Origin of the sequence: Enterococcus sp. DIV0240d (assembly GCF_051711245.1) — a bacterium.
Classification (GTDB): Bacteria; Bacillota; Bacilli; order Lactobacillales; family Enterococcaceae; genus Enterococcus_D; species Enterococcus_D casseliflavus.
The window spans coordinates 995513-1018944 of the sequence record NZ_JBIOMG010000001.1; the positions used below are offsets into that span (position 1 = coordinate 995513).

At 38.3% G+C, this 23432-nt stretch carries 25 protein-coding genes; 22 read left to right on the top strand and 3 right to left on the bottom strand.

Features of this window, described 5'->3' with window-relative positions; genetic code table 11:
* Window positions 1-137: 137 nt before the first annotated feature.
* The 7 genes from IGJ25_RS04740 (at window position 138) to IGJ25_RS04770 (ending at window position 6868) form a co-directional block, all read left to right on the top strand.
* Complete coding sequence (locus IGJ25_RS04740; protein ID WP_225000691.1) at window positions 138-833, top strand: hypothetical protein; 696 nt, start codon at window positions 138-140, stop codon at window positions 831-833.
* Window positions 834-1187: 354 nt separating this feature from the next.
* Window positions 1188-1325: a teichoic acid D-Ala incorporation-associated protein DltX gene (locus IGJ25_RS04745; RefSeq protein ID WP_081117249.1), complete on the top strand. Its 138-nt coding sequence runs from the start codon at window positions 1188-1190 to the stop codon at window positions 1323-1325.
* 11 nt (window positions 1326-1336) lie between these two features.
* Window positions 1337-2857 (top strand): D-alanine--poly(phosphoribitol) ligase subunit DltA, encoded by a 1521-nt coding sequence (dltA, locus tag IGJ25_RS04750; RefSeq protein ID WP_318248590.1) that lies wholly within the window; start codon window positions 1337-1339, stop codon window positions 2855-2857.
* The gene (gene dltB, locus IGJ25_RS04755; protein ID WP_005237703.1) at window positions 2854-4053 is read left to right on the top strand and encodes a D-alanyl-lipoteichoic acid biosynthesis protein DltB; all 1200 of its coding nucleotides are present in this window, start codon (window positions 2854-2856) and stop codon (window positions 4051-4053) included. Before dltA ends, dltB begins: the two co-directional genes overlap by 4 nt.
* A 14-nt stretch (window positions 4054-4067) precedes the next feature.
* Window positions 4068-4310: a D-alanine--poly(phosphoribitol) ligase subunit DltC gene (gene dltC, locus IGJ25_RS04760; protein ID WP_005237702.1), complete on the top strand. Its 243-nt coding sequence runs from the start codon at window positions 4068-4070 to the stop codon at window positions 4308-4310.
* Entirely contained in the window at window positions 4307-5581 is a 1275-nt protein-coding gene (gene dltD, locus IGJ25_RS04765; RefSeq protein WP_005237701.1) for a D-alanyl-lipoteichoic acid biosynthesis protein DltD, read from the top strand. Before dltC ends, dltD begins: the two co-directional genes overlap by 4 nt.
* A 45-nt stretch (window positions 5582-5626) precedes the next feature.
* Window positions 5627-6868, top strand: coding sequence for a serine hydrolase domain-containing protein (locus IGJ25_RS04770; RefSeq protein ID WP_005237700.1), 1242 nt, complete (start codon window positions 5627-5629; stop codon window positions 6866-6868).
* A gap of 354 nt (window positions 6869-7222) precedes the next feature.
* On the opposite strand, the gene IGJ25_RS04775 is transcribed toward IGJ25_RS04770, so the two are convergent.
* Entirely contained in the window at window positions 7223-7390 is a 168-nt protein-coding gene (locus IGJ25_RS04775; protein ID WP_179135485.1) for a hypothetical protein, read from the bottom strand.
* Window positions 7391-8555: 1165 nt separating this feature from the next.
* Here IGJ25_RS04775 and IGJ25_RS04780 point away from each other — a divergent pair.
* The 6 genes from IGJ25_RS04780 to IGJ25_RS04805 all read left to right on the top strand — a co-directional run bounded on the left by IGJ25_RS04780 (window position 8556) and on the right by IGJ25_RS04805 (window position 13992).
* Entirely contained in the window at window positions 8556-8870 is a 315-nt protein-coding gene (locus tag IGJ25_RS04780) for an ArsR/SmtB family transcription factor (protein ID WP_010748148.1), read from the top strand.
* Between the two features lie 13 nt (window positions 8871-8883).
* A complete protein-coding gene (gene arsB, locus IGJ25_RS04785) occupies window positions 8884-9963 on the top strand; it encodes an ACR3 family arsenite efflux transporter (RefSeq protein WP_081117247.1) in 1080 nt (359 codons plus the stop codon).
* A 17-nt stretch (window positions 9964-9980) separates the two neighbouring features.
* Window positions 9981-11648, top strand: a complete 1668-nt coding sequence (locus IGJ25_RS04790; protein WP_081117246.1) for an FAD-dependent oxidoreductase — start codon at window positions 9981-9983, stop codon at window positions 11646-11648.
* A 120-nt stretch (window positions 11649-11768) separates the two neighbouring features.
* Complete coding sequence (locus IGJ25_RS04795; RefSeq protein ID WP_223597931.1) at window positions 11769-12125, top strand: hypothetical protein; 357 nt, start codon at window positions 11769-11771, stop codon at window positions 12123-12125.
* Window positions 12126-12530: 405 nt separating this feature from the next.
* Window positions 12531-13439: an IS982-like element ISEfm1 family transposase gene (locus IGJ25_RS04800; RefSeq protein ID WP_081117245.1), complete on the top strand. Its 909-nt coding sequence runs from the start codon at window positions 12531-12533 to the stop codon at window positions 13437-13439.
* 55 nt (window positions 13440-13494) lie between these two features.
* Window positions 13495-13992, top strand: coding sequence for a GNAT family N-acetyltransferase (locus tag IGJ25_RS04805; protein ID WP_002295755.1), 498 nt, complete (start codon window positions 13495-13497; stop codon window positions 13990-13992).
* A gap of 36 nt (window positions 13993-14028) precedes the next feature.
* Here IGJ25_RS04805 and IGJ25_RS04810 read toward each other — a convergent pair whose 3' ends face one another.
* Window positions 14029-14712 carry a PHP domain-containing protein gene (locus IGJ25_RS04810; RefSeq protein WP_002335147.1) on the bottom strand — a complete coding sequence of 228 codons (684 nt, stop codon included), beginning with the start codon at window positions 14710-14712 and terminating at the stop codon, window positions 14029-14031.
* Window positions 14713-15018: 306 nt separating this feature from the next.
* Between IGJ25_RS04810 and IGJ25_RS04815 the strand changes: the two genes are divergently transcribed.
* The 9 genes from IGJ25_RS04815 (at window position 15019) to IGJ25_RS04855 (ending at window position 22817) form a co-directional block, all read left to right on the top strand.
* On the top strand, window positions 15019-15771 hold the full coding sequence (locus IGJ25_RS04815; protein WP_003125416.1) for an amino acid ABC transporter permease: 753 nt from the start codon (window positions 15019-15021) through the stop codon (window positions 15769-15771).
* Between the two features lie 35 nt (window positions 15772-15806).
* Complete coding sequence (locus tag IGJ25_RS04820) at window positions 15807-16619, top strand: transporter substrate-binding domain-containing protein (RefSeq protein WP_081117244.1); 813 nt, start codon at window positions 15807-15809, stop codon at window positions 16617-16619.
* 12 nt (window positions 16620-16631) lie between these two features.
* On the top strand, window positions 16632-17342 hold the full coding sequence (locus IGJ25_RS04825; protein ID WP_021150492.1) for an amino acid ABC transporter permease: 711 nt from the start codon (window positions 16632-16634) through the stop codon (window positions 17340-17342).
* Complete coding sequence (locus IGJ25_RS04830) at window positions 17339-18085, top strand: amino acid ABC transporter ATP-binding protein (protein ID WP_054114517.1); 747 nt, start codon at window positions 17339-17341, stop codon at window positions 18083-18085. The genes IGJ25_RS04825 and IGJ25_RS04830 overlap by 4 nt, the downstream gene beginning before the upstream one ends.
* A 23-nt stretch (window positions 18086-18108) precedes the next feature.
* Window positions 18109-19329, top strand: coding sequence for a PLP-dependent aminotransferase family protein (locus IGJ25_RS04835; protein WP_060792671.1), 1221 nt, complete (start codon window positions 18109-18111; stop codon window positions 19327-19329).
* A 12-nt stretch (window positions 19330-19341) separates the two neighbouring features.
* A complete protein-coding gene (locus IGJ25_RS04840) occupies window positions 19342-20313 on the top strand; it encodes an NAD(P)-dependent oxidoreductase (protein WP_081117243.1) in 972 nt (323 codons plus the stop codon).
* A gap of 25 nt (window positions 20314-20338) precedes the next feature.
* Window positions 20339-21091 (top strand): amino acid ABC transporter ATP-binding protein, encoded by a 753-nt coding sequence (locus IGJ25_RS04845; protein ID WP_060792673.1) that lies wholly within the window; start codon window positions 20339-20341, stop codon window positions 21089-21091.
* Window positions 21092-21105: 14 nt separating this feature from the next.
* Window positions 21106-22278, top strand: coding sequence for an MFS transporter (locus IGJ25_RS04850; protein WP_081117242.1), 1173 nt, complete (start codon window positions 21106-21108; stop codon window positions 22276-22278).
* Window positions 22279-22370: 92 nt separating this feature from the next.
* Window positions 22371-22817: an Lrp/AsnC family transcriptional regulator gene (locus IGJ25_RS04855; protein ID WP_005470356.1), complete on the top strand. Its 447-nt coding sequence runs from the start codon at window positions 22371-22373 to the stop codon at window positions 22815-22817.
* A 58-nt stretch (window positions 22818-22875) separates the two neighbouring features.
* On the opposite strand, the gene IGJ25_RS04860 is transcribed toward IGJ25_RS04855, so the two are convergent.
* Entirely contained in the window at window positions 22876-23307 is a 432-nt protein-coding gene (locus IGJ25_RS04860; RefSeq protein WP_003125427.1) for an Lrp/AsnC family transcriptional regulator, read from the bottom strand.
* Between the last annotated feature and the right edge of the window lie 125 nt (window positions 23308-23432).

Genomic DNA, 23432 nt, shown 5'->3' on the forward strand with positions numbered 1-23432 from the left:
AGTTTTTGATCCTTTTTTAATTGCCCATTTTATAGATTCTCAAGCAGCTCAATTAATTAGGTCAGAAATGTTTTATTTAGAGAGTAACAGAGTATAATGTTACGATACTAGTGCTTAGTGGGTGTATTGTTTTTTTTATGGGAGTTCTGCTTGGTGGATTAGGAGCTTACATAAAAAATAAATACAAAAATGAAAGGAATGAAATTGAGCAAAAATTGTTAAGTTTAGAAATTTCAGGATCTATTGGAAAAGTCATTGATAGCTTTTCAGATGACTTAGGATTTTTATCAAAAAGTTTAAATTATCAAAGGGTATCTTCGATTAACCAGTTATTGCTAAAATTAAATGAACAAATACATAGCTTTAAGAAAAAGTATCCCAGAGAAAAGTTGAAAACAGATCAATTTGAAGCAATAAGTAAACAATGTAATATTATTCAACAAAAACTAATTGTACAAAATTCAGTAAATGAAATCTTTCAATCCCCCCCTCCGGCTATTAATGGTTCAACTGTTCGGAAAGATATTGTGATAGAATACAATGTTGATATTAAAACAATAGATTTTATAAATATAGACATATTTGAAGAAGATAATTGGAAACGAGTGATAAAAGGTTTATTAAGAGAAGCAAAATATCAAATAAAATTAATTAATCATGCAGAGGAAGTTATAAATGATTGCTATAGCGGAGATAAAGTAAAGCCGAACATATCGAAAAAAAAATATGAAGAAATAAATAAATTGGTTAATAAAATTAAGCGTTTGTCTGATAAAGTAGTTTTGAAAGAGAAACTTAAGGAAATTGAGAGAAATATTGAATTAAGTAATTAAAAAATTTTAACCTTTGTAAAAAAAACGCAAACTGTGTTTTTTCAATTCGATTTTATTATGGAAAATCCATAAGATTTTAATATAATTGAGATTTTTCATATAATTTATATTGATTAATTAATCACATGAAGCGATTCGTTTGATGTAAGTAATAGAAACAAAATATTCAATTTTTCATAGACCAGATACATTATATATTAATAGGATAACCATAACCTTATTAAGTTTAAATAACATAGAATAATCTTACCAAATTGTAAGGATTATAGTCTACAAATCAATGTCTCGTATTATTGAATTATATTAAAATGGTTCCAGAATATTATCATGAGGTGAAATTTTGTGAAAAAATTTATGAATAATAGACCTGAGAGTCATGTACTTACTTTTGTGTGGAAAACTATTTTATATTTTTTTGTTATCGTTATGATAATTTATCTTTATCACTATAAAAACGTGCAAGGTGGCGCCTTTATCTATAATGAATTTTAGGAGGAATGTTCATGAAGAACGTGGTGAATATTGTGCAAGCCATTGAAGAGTGGGCAAAAAAAGATTCAGAGAGGATTGCCTACCGGGAAGATCACCAAGTATATACTTATGGACAATTAGCAGCTCGATCCAATCAATTAGCTGCCTATTTCGAGGAAACGTTGGAAACTCGCGGACCGATTGTTGTTTATGGCGAGTTAGAATTTGACATGCTGACAGCTTTTTTGGCAGCTTCCAAAACTGGTCGGGCATATATCCCCATTGAAAGTACCACACCAAAAGAGCGTGTTGAATTGATCCTTTCTGTGGCTACACCAGATTTGATCATTAGTGTAGCTGACTGGCAAGGTCCGGAAACAATGATTCCAATGCTAGAAATAAATCAATTGGAAGAAATTTATCAAAGCGGGCGCAATTTAGGTAACGCAAAAACGCTCGGAAAAGATGATATTTATTACATCATCTTTACATCAGGAACGACCGGCATCCCTAAGGGAGTCCAGATTAGTCACGGGAATTTATTGAGTTTCGTGCAATGGACATTGAAAGATTTTTCCTTACGCGACGGGATGTATTATTTGGCGCAGGCACCGTATTCCTTTGATCTCTCTGTCATGGGGGTGTACCCAGCATTAACTTCTGGCGGCTGCTTGGTACCTTTAAAAAAGGTTGTCATTAATGACTTCAAAACATTATTTGCGATTTTGCCGCAATTGGCTATCAATGTTTGGATCTCGACACCTTCATTTATGAAACTATGTTTGATGGAAGAGACCTTTGACGGGATGCACGTTCCTCAGTTGGAGCGTTTCTTATTCTGTGGGGAAGAACTACCGAAAAAAACCGCTCAAGAGCTACTGGAACGTTTTCCGAATGCAAAAATCTACAATACTTATGGACCTACTGAAGCGACTGTTGCCGTATCCGGCGTGCAAATCACTGAAGAATTACTGGAGCAATATGATCGGGTGCCAATTGGGTATGTGAAAGAAGATTCGACGGTTTTCTTTATGGAAGAAGATCAACTAGTTCCTAAAGGGCAAGTAGGTGAGATTATCATTAGTGGTCCTAGCGTTTCAAAAGGATATCTGAACAATCCCGAAAAAACAAAAGAGGCATTTTTTGTCCATGAAGGGCAACCAGCGTATCGAACCGGCGATAGCGGCAGAATGACGGAAGATGGTTTGTTGCATTATGAAGGGCGTCTTGATTTTCAAGTGAAGTTCCATGGGTATCGAATGGAACTAGAAGAGATTGACCATCATTTAAGCAATAGTTCGTGGGTCAAACAAGCCGTCGTAGTCCCTAAATATCAAGAAAAGAAAGTGGAACAGTTGATTGCTTATGTCGTTCCCGAAACGCACCCCTTCGAGAAAGAGTTTCAACTGACAAAAGCCATCAAATCTTCACTGAGTGAAACGGTGATGGAGTATATGATCCCGCAGCGATTTATCTATGTTGAGCATCTGCCCCATACGGCAAATGGCAAAATCGACCGCAAACGGCTGACAAATGAGGTGAATCCTTCATGAACCTGCAGCATATGATTCCTTATGCAAATCCCACCTATTTCATTTGGCTAATGGTAGGATTGCTTCCGATGATGCTTGTGCTGCTGTTCAAACAAAAGCGTTGGCAATGGTATCAAACGTTACTCACACTAGCGGTATTGTACGTAAGTTTTGGTGGTGAATATTGGCAGCAGGGTCTGGCGCTGATCGGGTACGTCGTGTATCAGACATTACTCGTCTATGGCTATTATCAGCATCGTCAACGAGCAAATACTTCAGGCGTCTTTTATGGTGCAGTGGTAGCAGCGATCTTACCATTGGCATTGAGTAAAGTCACCCCTTTCTTTGTTGGGCATGCCTCACTGATTTATTTCTTGGGCATCTCTTATCTGACCTTCAAATCGGTGCAAATGATCATGGAGATACGGGATGGCCTGATCAAAGAATACCATCCTTGGCGTTATATCCAGTTTTTACTATACTTTCCAACGATTTCTTCGGGACCGATTGATCGTTATCGTCGCTTTGAGAAAGATCTGCTGAATCCACCGACAAAAGAAGTGTATCTCGACTATTTAAACAAAGGAGTCGCCAAAATAATGCTAGGGCTCCTGTATAAGTTCATTCTTGGTTATTATCTCGGTCAAGTATTACTACCGATCGTGACCAAAGAAGCCCTGCAAAATGGACTGTTCTCTTGGGGAATGCTAGGGTATATGTATGTCTATAGTATGTATCTGTTCTTTGATTTTGCTGGTTATAGTTTATTTGCAATTGGTATCAGCAACTTCATGGGTTATGATACACCAGCTAACTTCAATAAACCATTTCTGGCGCCCAATATCAAAGAATTCTGGAATCGTTGGCACATGAGTCTGTCTTTTTGGTTCCGAGACTACGTATACATGCGATTGATGTTCACCCTGATCAAAAAGAAAGTTTTCAAAAGTCGTATAGTAGCATCTAATGTCGGTTATTTCGCCCTGTTTCTATTAATGGGCATTTGGCACGGTCTTACCTGGTATTACATTTTATACGGGGTATATCATGCGACACTGATTTGCGGAAATGATGCGTGGATCCGTTGGAAGAAAAAACAAGGAAATCTACCTTCGAACAAACTAACCAAAGCGGTGTCCACTGTATTGACCTTCCAAGCAGTTTGCTTTAGTTTCCTGATTTTCTCAGGAATCTTAGACAAATTATTCGTTAAATAAAAGGAGAAAAGAATATGACAACCAAAGAAGCAGTATTAGACATTTTAGTATCAGTTACAGGAAGTGACGAAGTAAAAGAAAACGAAACAATCGATCTTTTTGATGAAGGATTATTAGATTCATTAGGATCTGTTCAATTGCTGGTTGAACTAGAAGGGCGGTTAGGAATTGAGTTTCCTGTATCAGAATTTGACCGGGCAGAGTGGAATACACCAGCAAAAATCATTGAGAAAGTCGACACGCTGCAAAGCCGATGATGAAAAAACGACTATTCACGGCTTTTGGACCGCTTCTTTGTGCGGTGATTCTTGTCGGGGGACTCTTCCTTGGCCCTTGGAAGATCAATAGCCACGATCCGAAAGTCATCGCTCAAGCGGCGACGGCAATGAATGATGCGGTGTTTCGTGGGGATCATATCAAAAATGAGGCAATAGCAACAGGAAAATATGTCCCATTTTTTGGCTCATCCGAACTAAACCGTGTGAGTGCCACACATCCTTCCGTATTGGTGCAGAAATATCACCGTTCTTATACGCCATTTTTGATTGGTGCACCTGGCACCCAGTCGCTGACCCAGTACGCCATCATTCAATCAATGGCGAAAGAATTAGCAGGGAAAAAAGCAGTCTTCATCGTTTCCCCTCAATGGTTCGTTCCTAAAGGGTTGAAAGGAGACTATTTCAACCATCATTATTCCGAACAGCATGTGTACGATTGGCTCTCTTCGTTAAAGAAAATCTCTGACACCGATCAATACTATGCCGAACGTCTCTTAGACTATTCGAAAGTGAGAGAAAATCGCTTGACGGAACAAGTCTTGAATGAAGTGAAATCCGGTAAGATACCAACTGATTGGCAGAAAAAACAGATTGATCTGCAACGATCTATTTTGAAACGGGAAGATGAGCTTTTTAGTGGTCTTGGGTTGGGGCATAACTTGACTGACAAAATCACTGCTGCTGCAAAGAAATTACCTTCTACCTATAATCTCGCTCAAATAGAACAAGTAGCCGATAATGAAGGAAAAGCAGAAACGACTAATAATTCTTTAGGGATCAAGAATTCTTTTTACCAACATAATCTGCAAAGCCGCATAGATAAAATGAAAGGCTCTCAAAAGAAATGGGATTATCGTTTTGGACCAGAATATAGTGACTTTCAACTAGTACTGACAGAATTTGCTCGCAACAATGTGGATGTCTTATTTGTGATTCCGCCTATCAATCAGAAGTGGATGGATTATACTGGCTTACCGCAAGAGGTGTTGACTGGTTTTGACAAAAAGATCCGCTACCAGTTAAGAAGTCAAGGCTTTATGAATATCGCTGATTTATCAACGAAAGGCAATCAACCCTATTTTATGGAAGATACGATTCACTTAGGCTGGCGTGGCTGGCTAGCAGCAGATGAATACATTCAGCCATTCTTGGATTCTAAGGGCAAAGAGAAACCATCTTATGAAATCAACCATTATTTTCTATCCAAAAATTGGCAGCAAGAAGCACCAAAAGATATTCAGGGGGAATGAAAAAGGAGGACTGTTGGAGAATAGAAATGCTGGAGGCTTTATTCAATGAGTAGACATACGAAAAAACATGCAAAAAGAAACGTTCATAAACTAGTGCTTGGGATTGATATCCTTGTGATTATTTGTGGTCTCATTGGCCTATACTACTTGTTTTTACCAACGGAACCAACGGATGCTTCTGATCATTTCAGTGAGCAAGTTGTACATTCCAGTACTGCCAGCAGCTACTCTTCCAAAAATGAGCAGCCCGCATCCAACAAGAAACAGGACTTGTTGGATGCGGGAAACTATGACAATCTCATTAGTAATCAAGAAGTCATCACACCTGAAGGAGCTATCTACGATCAGAAAATTATTTCCAGTGGCTTTATCGGAAGTGCATTGGTTGTAAAAAATGGGAAAGTCCTGCTGCATAAAGGGTACGGATATGCGGACAAGGCAGCTGATATTAAAAATACTCCGACAACATTATTCAATATTGGCTCGATACAAAAAGGTCTAACAGCTGTCTTGATTATGCGAGCAGTTAGGGACGGGAAATTATCCTTGACAGATACGTTAGCCCGCTTTTATCCCTATATTCCAGGTGCTGCTAATATTACGATTCAGCAAATGCTGCAGATGGCTTCCGGACTCAAGCTTTCAGAAAATCCCCAAGGACTGGAAGACGTGCAGCAGATTCTCGACTGGGATGCTGCACATGCTGTCTTATCCGGAACCCAAGGAACATTCAAATACAGTCCCATCAACTACAATTTACTAGCAGGCATTTTGACAAAAGTAACAGGAAAAAGTTATGATATGCTGTTAACGGATTATTTTATCAATAAGAATGGGTTGAAACACTCTTTCTTATATAAAGTTTTTTTGCAGCAGGATCATCCTACGGTCAATTACAAAACGGATGGTGAAACAGATCCTTACGGGAACCCTAACGATATTTCCTCAGCTAACTTGGCAGCTGAGGTAGGAACTGGAAATCTCTATATGTCAGTTGGCGATTTGTATCGCTATTATGATTTATTATTGAATGGGAAACTGTTAGATAAAGCTTCGCTGGAGCAAATGTGGCAACCAGCCGCTGGCGGATTCTATGCAGCAGGTTTTTATGACAAAGGGACTTATTTCCGTGCTCATGGTGGTAAAGGAGGATTCGAATCGTTTGGGTTGTTTTCTAAAGATAATAAAACTAGTGTGATTCTGCTCTCTAATCGTGGACGTAAAAGCGACACGGAATTAATGAATCAACTGTATCATCCGCTTTCAAATATTGATGTCTCTTTTTAATCAAATTATATGAGGAAATCAATTATGATATATGCTTGATTTCCTTTGTCTAAATATTATAATTCTGTTGATAGGACTCATTTTTATGATATCGCAGATTTTATGTATCAATACTGCATCTTCGGCATAAAATATTAAAAAATTTTTGTTTATCTGTGTATTAACAATGAAACAATGTATGGTTCTTATTCAGAATTGATATGGAACAATCTATTAGCTATCACTAAGTAGTAAGTGATAGCTAAAATACATACAAACCAAGATAGCGGTTTTATATTTAGATTTTATAGTGTTGCCAAAGCTGTGCTATATTGCTTATCCGATTAATTTTTAAATTAATACTTTGAGGTGGTTCTATTTACAGCCTTTTTTTTCACAAGTGATAGAAGAAGTCGTAGACTTCCAATCTTGTGGATTGTCATCAATTCTTGCTCCACAACCAGTATAATTACCTTCTTTTCTATGAATTTTTCCGTTTTCAGATTTCTTTGTGTCATTACCAACATATTTTATGTTTGCCATAATGCTTCCTCCTAATAATAGTATTTCTTTTTTTATTTTTGGCACTACTACTAAATCTTAAGTCTATTTTAATTCAAAAAGTATAAAATGCTAATTATATTTGAAAAATGATGTATGAATAATTTCAGTTTACATAACATAGATTTTATACAAAGTTGTCTCTTTTAAAAAGCTATAAATCAATATAATTAAAAACATGTAAATGTTTATGTTAACTAAAAATCTCGATCTCTTAAGCAACATGATAGTTCGACCCCTACTCTTCCATCAAATGGCGCCCTATTATCAAACAAACTACAAGATTACCTGTACCAATGATGGTTTATATTTGAATCTTGAGGTTCTTTCACTATTTAATGGAATGGCAATATTGTTTTCTTGTAACTATGATTCTATTCATTTATATCTCCTCTTTCTTCAATTTCTATTTCAATCTTAGCTATCGTAAATATTTTTATAGATATTGTTCTTCAGAAAATACGAAACTCAAAATCCTTTTCATCTACTCCCTCTTAAAAAAAAATATCTTGTTGGAATTTGAAGCTGATTACTTTTTTAAATTATTTTATAAATCTAGTCATCAGTTAAATAATTAATCATACTATATTTATATAGATATTTTCTTTTTTCAGCACATCGTTTAGTTAGGGGATTCAAAGGCCAGCAGAGTATACTCTGTTGGACACTCCTTTAAACAGATTTTTAAATCATTAATAGTGTCCATGTAGATTGTGCAAAAAGCTTTCTCGAATCATAAAAAATTCATAATGAGTTATTTTGAGTAAGAGTGTTCAGAAAATGACTAATTTCTGGACACTCTTTTTAGATACTGTAATTTATATGTATCACTCTATTTTTGTGTTCATAAACTCGTAGCTAAATCATTGTTCAATTAAAATTTAGGTTTATGAGTATTAGGACAAATCTTGGATGTGGTCAAAAACTTAAGGGTTTATGAGCTCTCTTTGATTGCTATAACTATAAAAGAGTTCAAGATAGAATATTCTTTAACAGTTCTTCTATGCTAAATTAACCTATAGTGAGAGTACTAACTATGCTATTAATTCCTATTTACTTAGAAATTATGAGTAAACAACTTGACCTTATATAGATGGTTGTCTATATTACATATATAGACAACCATCTATATAAGGAGGGTCGAAGAATGAATTATGAATCTCTTTCATTAGTATTAAAATCTCTAGCGGATCCAAATCGTATGAAAATAGTAGATGTGCTTTCTTGCGGTAGTTTGTGTGCATGTGATTTACTTGAATATTTTGATTTTACGCAGCCTACACTTTCTCATCATATGAAAGTACTTGAAAAAGCGGGTGTCGTTTGTGTAAGTAAAAAAGGGCAATGGCACCATTATTCATTGAGGGAAGAATTTGTTGTAGAATTTATGGAATCTATTCAACAATTACTTGTAAATAATGAAGACAACTGTGTATGCAAAGTAAAAGAAGGATCTAAGTAGGAGGAAAGTAAAAATGAAATCAAAAGGTAAAGCTGAAGGGTTAGGCTTTTTTGAAAAGTATTTAACTCTATGGGTAATCTTGTGTATGATAATCGGAGTATTGATTGGACAGTTTGCTCCAGCTATTCCTGATACATTAAGTCAATTTGAGTATTTTCAGGTCTCAATTCCAACGGCTATTTTGATATGGTTGATGATTTATCCTATGATGTTAAAAATTGATTTTACCAGTATTGTTCGTGCTGCTAAAAAACCTAAGGGATTAGTTATCACGTGCGTTACTAATTGGCTTATTAAACCGTTTACGATGTATGGCATTTCAGCACTCTTTTTTTATGTGATTTTCCAACAATTGATTCCAATAGAACTAGCAAAAGAATACGTCGCTGGTGCGGTTATTCTAGGAGCTGCACCATGTACAGCGATGGTTTTTGTGTGGAGCTACCTAACAAAAGGTGACTCTGCCTATACTTTGGTTCAAGTCGCAATCAACGATTTAATTATCCTAGTATTATTTGCACCTATTGTTGCTTTTTTGCTAGGCGTTGATAATGTAAGTGTCCCTTTAGCCACTTTATTACTGTCAACTGTTCTATTTGTAGTTGTTCCACTGTTTTTAGGCTTCATTACTCGAGTGTTGATCATAAAAAAAAGAGGGTTAACCTATTTTGAAAATGTCTTCTTGAAGAAATTTGATTCAGTAACGATTATTGGTTTATTACTAACTCTGATCATTATTTTCTCCTTCCAAGGTGAAAGAATTATTTCCAATCCATTGCATATTTTATTGATCGCAATTCCTTTAACGATTCAAACGATTTTAATATTTACAATTGCTTATAGTTGGTCAAGATTTTGGAAGTTGCCACATAATATTGCTTCTCCTGCTGGAATGATAGGAGCAAGTAACTTTTTTGAGTTGGCAGTAGCGGTATCAATATCACTTTTTGGATTACAGTCGGGAGCAACTTTAGCAACAGTCGTAGGCGTACTTGTGGAAGTGCCAGTTATGTTACTTTTAGTTAAGGTTTCTAATAAAACAAAAGACTGGTTCATAAATCCGGAATCTTTGAGTGAAATCAAAAACGTATAAAGGATAGGTGTGGAGAAATGAAAATCATCATTATTGGATCTGTCGCTGCTGGAACAAGTGTCGCTGCAAAAGCAAGAAGAAATACGGAAGATGCAGAGATTGTTTTGTATGATAAAGATATGGATGTGTCTTACGCAGTTTGTGGGATTCCATATGCAGTGGGGGGAGAAGTGGAAAACTTTGATGAACTGACGCCTCGTAATGCTGAATGGTTTAAAAAAAGGTACGACGTAGATATTCATACCTCTCATGAAATAACTCAGGTTGACTATGATAAAAAATTGGTGCACGGAATCAATCTAGTTACAAAAAAATCATTTACCAATAATTTTGATGTTTTAGTGTTGGCCACAGGATCGGTTTATAATACCCCAGAAATATTTGTTAATAGACATTTTGAGAATGTTTTTCAGGTGAAAAACATTTTGAGTGGGAAAAGTATCAAGAAGTTTGTAGATGAAAACGAGCCAAAAAAAGCAGTTGTCATTGGTGCTGGATATATTGGTTTAGAAATGGCCGAGCAGTTGCAGAGACTAGGTCTTGAGGTCTCGTTACTTCAACGAAGTAAATATCCCATGTCCCATTTAGACTGGGACATGTCTTCAAGAATCATTAATGAAATGAAAAGGAAAAACATTGCCTTTTTCCCTGAAGAAACCGTCAGAAAAGTTAACGGTGATGGTAGTCTGAAGTCTATTGAAACGGCTAAAGGAACTATCTTTTCGGCAGATATTTTTGTATTAGCTACCGGAGTAAAGCCGAACATCGCATTAGCAAAATCCATGGGAATTAAATTAGGAATTACCGGAGCTATAGAAGTAAACGATAAGTTAGAAACCAATCTTCCAAATGTTTATGCTGTGGGTGATGTTGCAGAAAGTTTTGATTGTATAACTAGGCTACCTATTTATCGACCTTTAGCTTCAACAGCCAATAAAATGGGAAGGATCGCAGGAGATGTTATTACAGGTGGCAATCTACGACACAAGGGAATCTTAGGAACTGGTATTTTACGATTCTTTGATTTAACAATTGCTCAAACTGGTCTCACAGAAAAAGATGCTTTAGCAAATAATATAGCTATTACTACTTTATATAATATTAAACCTAATAAGCCGGACTATATGAATGGTAAAGAAATGGTGATCAAAGCAATCGCAAATAAAGAAAATGGGAAGATACTTGGGGCTCAAATCATAGGTTATGATGGGGTAGATAAGCGGATCGATGTGCTTGCTACTGCTATTTCATTTGGCGCAGCTGCTGAAGATTTATTTCACTTGGATTTAGCATATGCTCCACCTTTTTCTACAACAAAAGATCCCATTCATTATACTGGGATGGCTTTGAACAACGATATAAATAATGATACCCCGTTAATGACCCCTATAGAGCTATTGAGAAGAATTGATAGCGGCGAAAAATTACAAATTATTGATACCAGATCAAGAAAACAGTTTGAAACTTCGAAAGTTGAGGGAGCAATTCACATACCTTTAGCTGAGTTAAGAGATCGATATGAGGAATTGGATAAAGAATGTGTGACAGTAACTTATTGTAATAAAGGCGTTACTGGAAATGCAGCCCAAAATATTCTACTGAACAAAGGATTTAAACAAGTTTATAATTTATCCGGAGGAAATAAAAACTATCAAGAAGTTTGTGAAACGATACAAAAATTATGATAGAATTCTAAATATTGGAATAATTAGGAAGAAACTTATTTTGAGGTTTGATGTAAAATTTGTATTTTTTTCAAGCTTCATTTTTTTATATATTATGGACTACTAGAGGTGAAATTGAAGATGGTAGATTTAACTAAAATTGAATACCGAGTTTTGATTTCATTATATGAATGCGAGGGAGGGATAACAAAACGTAACTTTGTAAAAAAATACCCAGAATTTAAGCTGAATACAGCTTATTTAGTTATTGATCGGCTAGTAGACAAAGGGTACTTAGAAATGAATTACTCAAAAAAAACTGAATTATCAGAAAAATTGTTTAGTCCAATCAAATCAATAACTGACTTCTATTCTGATATGTTTGGTATTTGCGCTGTTGATCGTACGGTGAAAAAAGTAATACGTGAACTAACTGATTATAGTCAAACAAGTTTTATTCTAGATAAAATAAGAGAAGCAAAAAGATATGCAAAATAAATTTATATAGTTGGAATGAAAAGGTAAAATCTCATACTTATAGTCTTGGTATACAGTAAAAAAGAAATGTCTATGGGACTTTTACATTTGCTTTATGTAATATTGTATTCAATTATAGTAATTAGCTTACTTATTTCCTATGATTTATTTGTAAAAAATTTTAAGAAACTCCATTTACGATATTCTTTTAAAATAATTATTGGTTTAATATTATTTGTATCGCAAATGTATTTTACACTCTCAGATTTTCCACCAACACTAAATATTATAGAACCTAAAAAATTAAAGTATTTTACCCGTGGTGCTAGTTAATTTTTTCCTAGAGGAAAATGTCTAAACATGTTGGTAAATCAACAAAAAAACGCATATAGTAGTCTCAAAACTCCCAAGAAATGAGGACTACATATGCGTTCATCAAAATATACTGAACATTATACAGATACTTTTATAACATTCAAGGAAATTATGAGAACTGTTTCTAACATATACCACAATTGTGTACCAGATAAGATTAAAAACCGAAGAAATACTGATCAACTGAAGCAACGCGATACAGTGATTATTGCTTGTGTTATATGGGGCATAATTAATGGCTATACTAGCCAAAGAGCCACGTATAGAGCGGTTTGTTCCGTCTTATTTCCTAATGGTGACTTTCCTAGTAGGAGTCGATTCACTCGCTTAAGTTCAAACTTAGCTTACACTATCAAGATTATTCGATACTTTTTCATCAAGAAGCTCACCAAAAGTGAACTAGTCGGAATTATAGATAGTTTTCCTAGTCCATTATGTAAACCAGTTAGAAATAGACAAGCAAAACTATTGAATCAAATAGCCAAAGTTGGCTATAACTCAACAAAAAAATCTTATTTTTATGGTCTTAAAATTCATATGATCGTTACTAAGACTGGCTTTCCGATTACATACTCAATCACGAATCCAGGTGTCCATGACGTGAAAGTGTTAGAGACTTTATCGGAAGAAGCGAATCTTCCCAATATCCTAGGGGACAAAGGATATATTAGCCATAAAATCCATGAAAAGCTTGCCCTTAAGGGCATTACTATATCCGTTCCGCCACGTAAAAACATGGATAAATCAGAAAAACTAGACCACAGCTTACTTGGAAAACAAAGAAAAACAGTTGAGTCTGTTTTTTCTTCCTTAGAAAAATTAGGTTGTCAAAATTTCAACTCACGTTCTGTTAAAGGGCTAGAGAGTAGATTTGAAAGCATATTACTGGCTTACAGTGTTCTATTAAGTCGAGCACAACGACGTTTTGAAGGAACTTTGAGATATTCTTTAGGATATTAAAATTAACTAGCACCACGGGTGATTTATAGTATACTATGTCAAAAGGAGGAGTTAGATGAACAATCAAATCACACTAGCGTATTTAGATTATGATGATCTAGATGCTTTACAAGTTGTAAGTGTTGTCAGTTTTTATGAATCGTTTATCGATGGCGCAGATCCACTTGATATGCAAGGATATTTACAGACACAATTGACAACTGAAATATTGGCAGTAGAATTGGCACAGTCAACCAGTAAATTTATTGGTATTAAGGATCATCAAATACTCATTGGTTATATGAAAGTCAATGATGAAAAAGATGCTATAGAGATTCAACGGCTCTATCTGCTCAAAGATTATCAAAACAAAGGGTTAGGGCAACGGTTACTCGATGAAGCGAATCGTTATGCTAAAACGAAACAAAAACGTTATTTACGTTTGACTGTTTATGAAAAAAATCATGCAGGTATTCGTTTTTATGAACGTCATGGATTTAAAAAAATCGGGATCAAACATTTTCCTTTAGGAAAACAAGATCGTATTTGTCCGATTTTAGAAAAAGAAATCTAAAAAAACGTCCTCACTTTTGATGCTGAGGACGTTTTTTTAGACTGGTAATGGAACCATAATTCGCTTTCCTTTTTGATAAATCGCTAATTCCGTCACACCTTTTGCTTTTAACAGAGCAAAAAGATCATCGAAATGGAAACGGAAATGTTCAAGGTAATGCCCATCTGATCCAACACTAAACAAGGTACCACCACGTGAAAGATATAAATCGATGACATATTCATATAACGCTAAATTGTCATACAAGTAAGCGCTCTTAGCATTTAATTCGAATGCCAATTTATTTTTGATTACTTGATCTAGAATCGGTAAAAACTGCGCTTCATATTGTTTAAATTCAGCAACGGATAGACCAAATACCCGAAAACCATAGTCAAAATGAGCAAAGACATCTGCTTCTATAACAACTAGTGCTTCTGAAAGTTGTGCAAAATACTGAGGAATCACAATAGCAGGATCCATATCTTTGACTTCGTCATCTAAATAATCAAATTGACCATTATGATGCACACTGAGTAATTTTAAATCGTAATCTTTATCGGCTAAATAGTCGATGATCCGATCCTTTTCAGAAGCGATGTAACCGATTTCGATGCCTTTTAAAACACGATTGCCAAAACGCTTATTTAAGCTATCGATTGTTTGACTGTACATTTCATAATCGGGGATATCATCGACTTTAGTAACAGGATTGGCTAAGTCAAAATGTTCAGTTGTCACGACGTAACCATCGTAGTTTGTTAAATAGTCCTCATTTCTTGGGAGTTTTGAGACTACTGTATGCGTTTTTTTGTTGATTTACCAACATGTTTAGACATTTTCCTCTAGGAAAAAATTAACTAGCACCACGGGTAGTATTTTATATTCTTATATTAAAAAGAAAGATGCCGTTTGCATCTTTCTTTTTTTAGTTAAAAGGGAGAATTTATAAAATTAATGAAGTTTTAGTAATGAATCTATTGAAAAATTTTTTTCCATTAGTAATATTGTCTAATAATCAGAATATTCAGAAAAAGGAGGGGCAATATGTCGGAATTTTTTCAGTGGAAATTAGTTTGGGAATATTTTCCAAAGGTTTTAAGTGCTTTGCCGGTTACGTTGATGATAGTAGCAGTGGCGTCGATTACAGGATTGCTTTTAGGGATTTTACTTGCATTTATTCGTGTCGAAAAAGTGCCATTTCTGAGTCAACTGGCGGCAGTCTTCGTTTCATTTATTCGAGGCACACCGATATTGGTTCAACTGTATGTTGTGTATTATGGTGTACCCGCCTTATTACAAATGATTCAAATCGATGTTTCCTCATGGAATAAAATTATTTTCATCTATATCACCTACGGATTAAATACTGCTGCCTTTCAGTCTGAAACTTTCCGGGCTGCGATTCTAAGTGTACCGGTCACACAGAAGGAAGCGAGTATTGCTTGCGGATTGACGAAAACACAAATGTATCGACAAGTGATTTTACCGCAAGTTGTCCGTGTCGCATTACCTGCATTTGGTACAACTACGATTGCACTGCTGCAAGACACATCGCTGGCTTTTACCATTGGGGTAGTGGATGTTGTCGGCAAAGCGCGAGCGATAGGCGCAGTGACCTTCCATACACTTGAAGGCTATGTCGGTGCGGCGATCTTGTTTATTACCTTAAGCTTCCTCTTAGAACGTGTTTTCACCGGTCTGGAACGTCGGATGAGTTTTTCGAAAACAAAACAACAAACAGCAAAAGTACCACTGATATCATGGACCAAAAAACAGCAAAAAATCAAAACAACATAGGAAAATTTTGGGTAGAGGGAAAGGGAGGAATTCAAATGAAAAAAACGATTTTAGGTGCAATTACATTGGTGACACTTTTTGTTTTAGGGGCTTGCGGAAGCAGTTCTGCCGACACTGCAAGCAGTGGAGCAAGTGATGCAACAGAAATCAAGGTGGGTACTGGGAATGAAGCATTGCCATATGCTTATTTAGACGAAAATGGTGAATATGATGGCTATGATGTCGCCGTCGTTAAAGCAATCGACGAAAAATTACTTGATTATACCTTTACCTTTGAAGGAGCGGATTTCCCAACGACGTTATCAAATTTAGAAAGCAATAAAGTCCAGATGGCTGCCTATGAATATGAAGTCAATGATGAACGGAAAGAAAAATTCGTCTATGGGGATGTTGGGTATGTGGTCTGGGATACGTATATTGTCTCTGATCCAGATGCCGGTACGGTCTACGATAGCTTCGAAGATTTAGCAGGAAAAAAAGTCTATGTGACGACTGCTACTAACCAAGCAGCAATGGCTGAGGCTTATCTGGCAGAAAATCCCGATGCTTTTGAATTGGTTTATGGGGAATACAACAACGAGCAAATCGTACAAGCAGTCACTTCAGGTGCGGTCGATGCAACGTTAGCACCAGAATATCAAGTCGATAATTGGAACAATTCATTTAGTGAAAATCTAGAGATCGGCAGCGAACCAGTCCACAACTCAGATGCCTACTTATTGTTCAACAAAGAAGCGGACCAAGACTTTATTGATGCGGTCAATACAGCATTAGAGGAATTGAAAGCAGATGGAACGATCAAAGAATTATCAGAAAAATATCTAGATGGGGATTACGTCCCAGAATAGGGAGGAATGGCGATGAGTTTTCAATTGTCTATTATGATCGAAGCGCTGAAAACAGCAAGTCATTATATTGGTACGACGCTTTTTATGGCGTTGACCGCACTAGTCATTGGCGCGGTGGTTGGGTTGATCATCGCCTTGATTCGTCTGTATAGGATCAAGATCCTCGCACCAGTGCTGCAAGTGATTGTCACGGTCTTAAAAGGGGTCCCAGTGGTTTTAGTGATTTTAGCGTTATATCTTATTTCTGCTAAACAGTTTGATATTTGGGCGGAGTCGATGCATTGGACTTTGCGATTTAAAGATTTCAACATGGTTTGGATAGCGATCGCCGCCTTGAGTTTAATGTCTGCTATCAATAGCAGCGAGATTTTCAGGGGCGCATTTGCGGCAGTCAAAAAAGGGCAGTTCGATGCAGCCAAATCGATCGGCATGACGAACTTACAAGTCATCCGTCGTGTGCTGCTCCCGCAAGCCTGGCCGATTTCATTGCCCATGTTCAGTAATTTGCTGATCTCGTTGGTTAAAGCGTCGGCCTTAGCTTCCATGGTCAGTGTTGTCGATGTTTTTGCGGCAGCTAAAATCACGGCCCAGCAAAATTATCGGTTTTTAGAAGCGTATGTGGCTGTTGCGATCATTTATTGGCTGATTAGTTTGGTCATCGAAAAAGGGGCACAATTACTGGAAAATCGGCTGTTGCGCAAACTAAGGAGGGCCGCATTATGATGAAAGTAACGGATATCCATAAGCGATTCGGCAAACAAGAAGTGTTAAAAGGGATTGATCTTGATGTCGCTAAAGGCGAAGTAGTCGTCTTATTGGGGCCTTCCGGTTCGGGAAAAACGACCTTCTTGCGTTGTCTCAATTTTTTGGAACGAGCAGATCAAGGTGTGATTCAATTGGGAGAAACCACCACCACATTGCACAAAGCAAGTAAAAAAGAAATATTGACCCATCAACGGCAAACAGCGATGGTTTTCCAAAATTATGCCTTGTTTCAAAATAAAACAGCCAAAGAAAATATCATGATGCCATTGATCGTGACCAAAAAACAAAGCAAAGAAGCTGCCCTGCGAACAGCAGAGGCTTTGTTGGATCAAGTCGGTTTGTCTGAACGACAAGATTTTTATCCTAGCCAACTGTCAGGTGGACAACAACAGCGTATCGGGATCGCCCGTGCGTTGGCGTTGAATCCTAAGGTCATCTTGTTTGATGAACCTACCTCGGCATTGGACCCGGAACTAGTGGGACAGACATTGGCGCTGCTCAGAGAAATTGCGGAAGCCGGTGCGACCATGGTATTGGTGACCCATGAAATGAAATTCGCGTATGAAGTAGCAGACAAAGTCGTTTTCATGGAGAATGGACATATTGTTGAACAAGGCACACCGCAACAAGTATTCGAGGAAACCAAAGAAGAACGAACCAAAGCCTTTTTAGCCCGCTTTACCACACAGCTGGCCGGCTAACAACTATGCAGGGAGGAAATAGAATGGCCTATCAATTCGCACAACGTATCATGACATTAGAAGCATCTCCATTAAGAGAGAATGCAAAAAAAAATATGGAGTCTGCAGCAGCTATTTCCTTTGCTTACGGATTTCCACCGACAGAAGCATTTCCAATGGCTACATTGAAAGAGATCTCGCAAAAATTATATAACGAAGCGGACCCAGAGTCTTTCTTGCAGTATGGGGCATCAGAGGGGTATCCGCGCTTACGGACCTTGATCAAAGAACGTTTGCGTCAATTGTCAAATATCGATAACGAAGAGGAGGTGCTGGTGGTTTCGGGCTCGACCCAAGCCATGGATTTGGCGGTAAAAGTCTTTTGTAATGAAGGCGATGTGGTGTTATGCGAGGAGCAAACATTTTCCGGTGCGGTGAATGCTATCAAAGGATATGGGGCGATACCAGTGCCGGTACCGATGGATCTTGCAGCAGAATCAATGGATCTTGACGCTTTAGAAACAATCCTCAAAACAGACGCAAGAGTGAAAATGTTGTATCTGATCCCCACTTTCCAAAACCCTTTAGGCACATCAATGCCATTGGAAAAACGTAAAGCCATTTATGCATTGGCATGTCAATATGATGTGCTGATTTTTGAAGACGATCCTTACGGTGAGTTGTTGTATGAAGGTACACCGATCCCTAAGATGAAAACATTAGATACCGAAGGACGAATCATTTATGCGGGATCTTTTTCAAAAATTTTGGCACCCAGCAGCCGGATTGGTTTTATGATGGCTGCTGGTCCTGCAATGGAAAAATTGATTTTGGCCAAGCAATCCGCCGATTCCCACACCAATTTTTATTGGCAAGTGGTATTGGCCGAATATATGGATCATCATGATTTCGAAGGTCATGTGGCCCAATTGACCTTGTTGTATCAAGAGAAATATGCCCGCATGCTGCAAGCATTACAGGCACTGCCAACGGATAAGCTTACCTTTATCAAACCAACAGGCGGCTATTTTATCACCTGTTTCCTATCGACTGAGATGGACGCAGAGCGGTTCTATGAATACCTTGATGAGGCGAAAGTTGCGGTCATTCCAGGCAATATCATGAGTGTTGCGGGAAAAGGCTATGAGCATTCATTTCGGCTGAATTTTACGAAGCCGACATTGGCACAGATCGATCAAGGGATCGCTTTATTAGGTGATGCGTTGGAATACGCTATGCCGCCAGCATATGAAGGGGTCATTTAGGAGGTGTTGCCAATGAAATTGATTTATTACGGGGTAAGTGAAGAGGAAATTGCTTATATCGAACGGTGGCAATTTATCCACAAAACACCAGTGACGATCGTAATGGAGGGCTTGTCTTGGGAGAATATCCATTTGGCAGCAGGGCACGACGGCATCTGTTTGTATCCTAGTCTGGCTATGCAGCAAGATGAGTCCCTGTACCAACGCTTGCATATTTTAGGGATGAAGCAGTTATCGATCAAATCAACGGGGGTCGACGGTCTTCGTTTTGACTGGGCGCAAAAGCATCAGTTGACGGTCACCAATGTCCCTTCTTATAGCCCAACATCGGTGGGCCATTACACTGTGATGTCGATCTTGATGGTTTTACGCAATATTCCAGCAATGATCAAAGGAAAACTTGATCGACGGTCTGTGATTGGTCGGGAGCTACAAGACGTAACAGTCGGTTTGTTAGGCACTGGTCGAATCGGTGCTCTAGTCGCAGAAGCGATTTATCATATGGGGGGACATGTGATTGCCACTAGTAGGAGTGAAAATCCTCGGTTGAAGGGGATTGTCGAATATGTGTCCTTTGAGACCTTGATTGCTGCATCGGACGTCTTGTCGATCCATATCCCGCTGACAAAAGCATCAGAAGGGCTATTTTCGGCCTCTGTTTTTGCACAGATGAAGCCTGGCAGTTGTCTGGTCAATACGGCACGTGGGGGAATCGTTGATACGGATGCGTTGATTGCCGCACTCGCGCAAGGGCGTTTGTCTGGTGCTGTATTAGACGCTATCGCCAATGAAGAACGGTATTTTTCAGTTGGGTGGGATCAAAATCCTTATTATCAACAGCTGAATCAACTGCCAAATGTGCTTTTGACCCCGCATATTGCGTATTATACCCAATTGGCTGTACAAGAAATTGCAGAAACAGCTTTGAACAATGCAAGAGATATTTTGCTAGAAGGACAATCTGCCAATACGATCGCGCTTTGAGCGATAGAAAAGAAAGGGTGGGAGTATGCTGCAAGCAGAAATCAAAGGATTGAAGAAGTCTTTCGATAAACAAGTCATCTTAAAAAATGTTGGCTTACAAATTGAACGTGGGGAAGTTGTATGCATCATTGGTCCTAGCGGCTCTGGAAAAACGACCTTTTTGCGTTGCTTGAATTTGTTGGAGCAGCCTGATGCGGGGAGTTATTCTATCGGTGACTTCCAGTATGATCTCGCACATATTGGCAAAACCCAACGATTGGAGATCGCCCGCAAAACAGCGATGGTCTTTCAATCCTATGAGCTGTTCAGCCACATGAATGTGTTGCAAAATGTGGCGGAAGGACTACGCACACCACGGCGTTTCCCAAAAAAACTGGCAGAAAAAGCAGCGTTATCTGCCTTAGAAAAAGTGGGTTTGGCAGATAAAGCTATGATGTATCCTAGTCAACTGTCTGGCGGACAGCAACAACGTGTAGGTATCGCCAGAGCGATGGCTTTGACGCCAGAATTATTACTGTTTGATGAACCCACTTCAGCGCTCGATCCAGAACTTGTCGGTGATGTCCTAAATGTCATGAAGCAACTGGCTGATAGTGGGCAAACGATGATCATCGTGACGCATGAAATGCAATTTGCACAAGAAGTCGCGGATAAAGTGATATTCATGGCGGATGGTGTGGTGGTAGAAGCGGGAACACCAGAAGAAATTTTTGAGGATCCGCAAGAAGAATGTACACAGCAATTTTTGACACAAGTACGTTTTCAATTAGCTGTATAGAAGCGAGGCACAATATGGAAAAGGTGAACAGCTCTAGTCGGCTTTGGTCGAAAGATTTTTACTTAGTGATGGTGGTCACGGTACTAGCAATGACAGCCATCACGACCCAAATGGGGACTATGCCGTTATATGTTGCTTCTTTAGGTGGTTCTAAAGCAGTATCCGGCGCCATTGTAGGTGTCTTGGGGCTATCTGCTTTGTTTTGCCGTTTGCCAATCGGTGTGGCATTGGATCGATATGGACGCAAAGTCTTGCTTTGTATGGGATTAGCCATTCTGTTGATTGATTTTAGTTTATTGAATCTGCTGCAGGGGCTATTGATGCTTTTTTGTCTGCGCATCTTGCAAGGGGTGGGCAATAGTTTGCAAGCGACAGCAGCAGCGACGATGGCAGTTGATACGATTCCTGAAGGCAAATTAGCAGTCGGATTGGGGTATTTCAGTATCGCCCAGGCTGTGCCGAGTGCCATCGGCCCGTTGATAGGACTTGCTGTTGTAGAAAATTATGGATTTCCTGTACTTTTTCGGATGGCTGCCTTGTTGAGCGGAACAGCTTTTTTGTTGAGTTTCTTTTTGAAAGAACAGCCCTTTTCACGGAGGAATACGCACTCTGGCGAAGCGAAATCATCGTTACGAGAACTGCTTCGCATCAAAGCGGTTGTGTTTCCTAGCGGTATCCTTTTTTTGATATGCTTTGCCAATTCTGGCGTGGTGGCGTTTATTGCACAATATGCCCTTGAACGTGAGATTATCGGCGCAGGCTATTATTTTACGGTCATGTCGATCATGACGGTCACAACACGGGTCGTATTTCCACGTTTGCTCGCCAAAATCCAAACGGCTACATTGATTTATGGCAGTTTATTATTGATTTTGGTTTCTTTTTGTCTGTTGCCATTTACGACACAGCTCAGTAGCTTGCTTCTGGCCGCGAGTTGTTATGGTGTCGGTTATGCCGGCTTATTGCCTGTGATGAATACGATTGTATTAGAATCGGTGTCTGAGGCGCAGCGAGGGCAAGGGACAGCGGTATTTTCAGCAGCCTTAGATGTAGCTTATGGAGGTGGGGCTTTTTTGTGGGGAATCATCGCCAGTCTTTTTGGCTTTGACATGATGTTTTTTGGGTGTGGTCTGTTTGCTTGTGGGGCGATGATTGTTTATCGCTATTTCCAATTATCTCAGCGTTGATGTTAGGAAATTTAACATAGGATGTAATCTGCAACTTGCGCTTCTGTTGTTTTCTCGATAAACTGAGAAAATAATGAGAACGGGGGATGATTATGGATAACTTAGACCGCAAGATACTGAACATCATGCAGCAAAATGCCCGAGTCACTGTCAAACAGATCGCAGAGCAATGCTTTATTTCATCGCCATCTGTTTCTGTGCGGGTACAAAACCTTGAAACCCTTGGGTATATCCGTTCTTATCAGGCACTGATCGACTACCAAAAACTTGGTTATCTGATCAAAGCGTATGTCCATTGCGCAGTGAATGCCAAAGATAAAGAAGCCTTCTATGCCTATATCGCAGACATCCCAAATGTGATCGAGTGTGACTGTATCACTGGAGATTATTCTATGCTCTTGAAGGTTTATTTTAGTGATACGGTCGTCTTGGATCGGTTTATCACAGATTTGCAATTTTATGGGGATACCAAAACCCACATTGTATTTTCAACGAATGTCGGACCACGAGGGTTGCAAGTGCCAGTCGATGACCAGTGACCCCTGTATATAAAAAAAGCGTGCCTGTCTATGTGAGATAAGCGCGCTTTTTTGGTTTTCAGAATTGATATCCTCGAGAGGGAACTGGCGTCGAGAAAACGATTTGGGTGTTGGTTCGACCGAATTTTTGCAAGTCATTGATAAAGCTGTCCAATGATTTGGTAGAAGGGAAAACGACTTTGATTAACATTGAATAAGGGCCGGTGACACAATCACATTCCAACACATTGGGGATCGCCTGTATGAAAGGATAGAAACTTGCTTTTTGCTGTGGTTCGATCGACAGGTGGATAAATGCTTTGATCGGCAAGCCGGCTTGTTCATAGTCAATCGTCGCTTGATAATACAACAATTGCTCGGTTTCTTCTAAATGTTTTATTCGTTGGGAAACAGCAGGTGCAGTGATGAATAACGCTTCACTTAACTTTTTGATCGATAACCGACCATTTTGCTGCAACAGATTCAACAACTTTTTATCTAGTTCATCCAAATACTTTCCTCTTTTCTGTTTTTGTACTGTTTCTCTTTGTTTTTCAAAGTGAAAGGAATCAATTTCAAGGATTAACAAAGAGATGGCTGAAAAGGCTCGTGTCTTTTTCTCTTATGTGATATTTT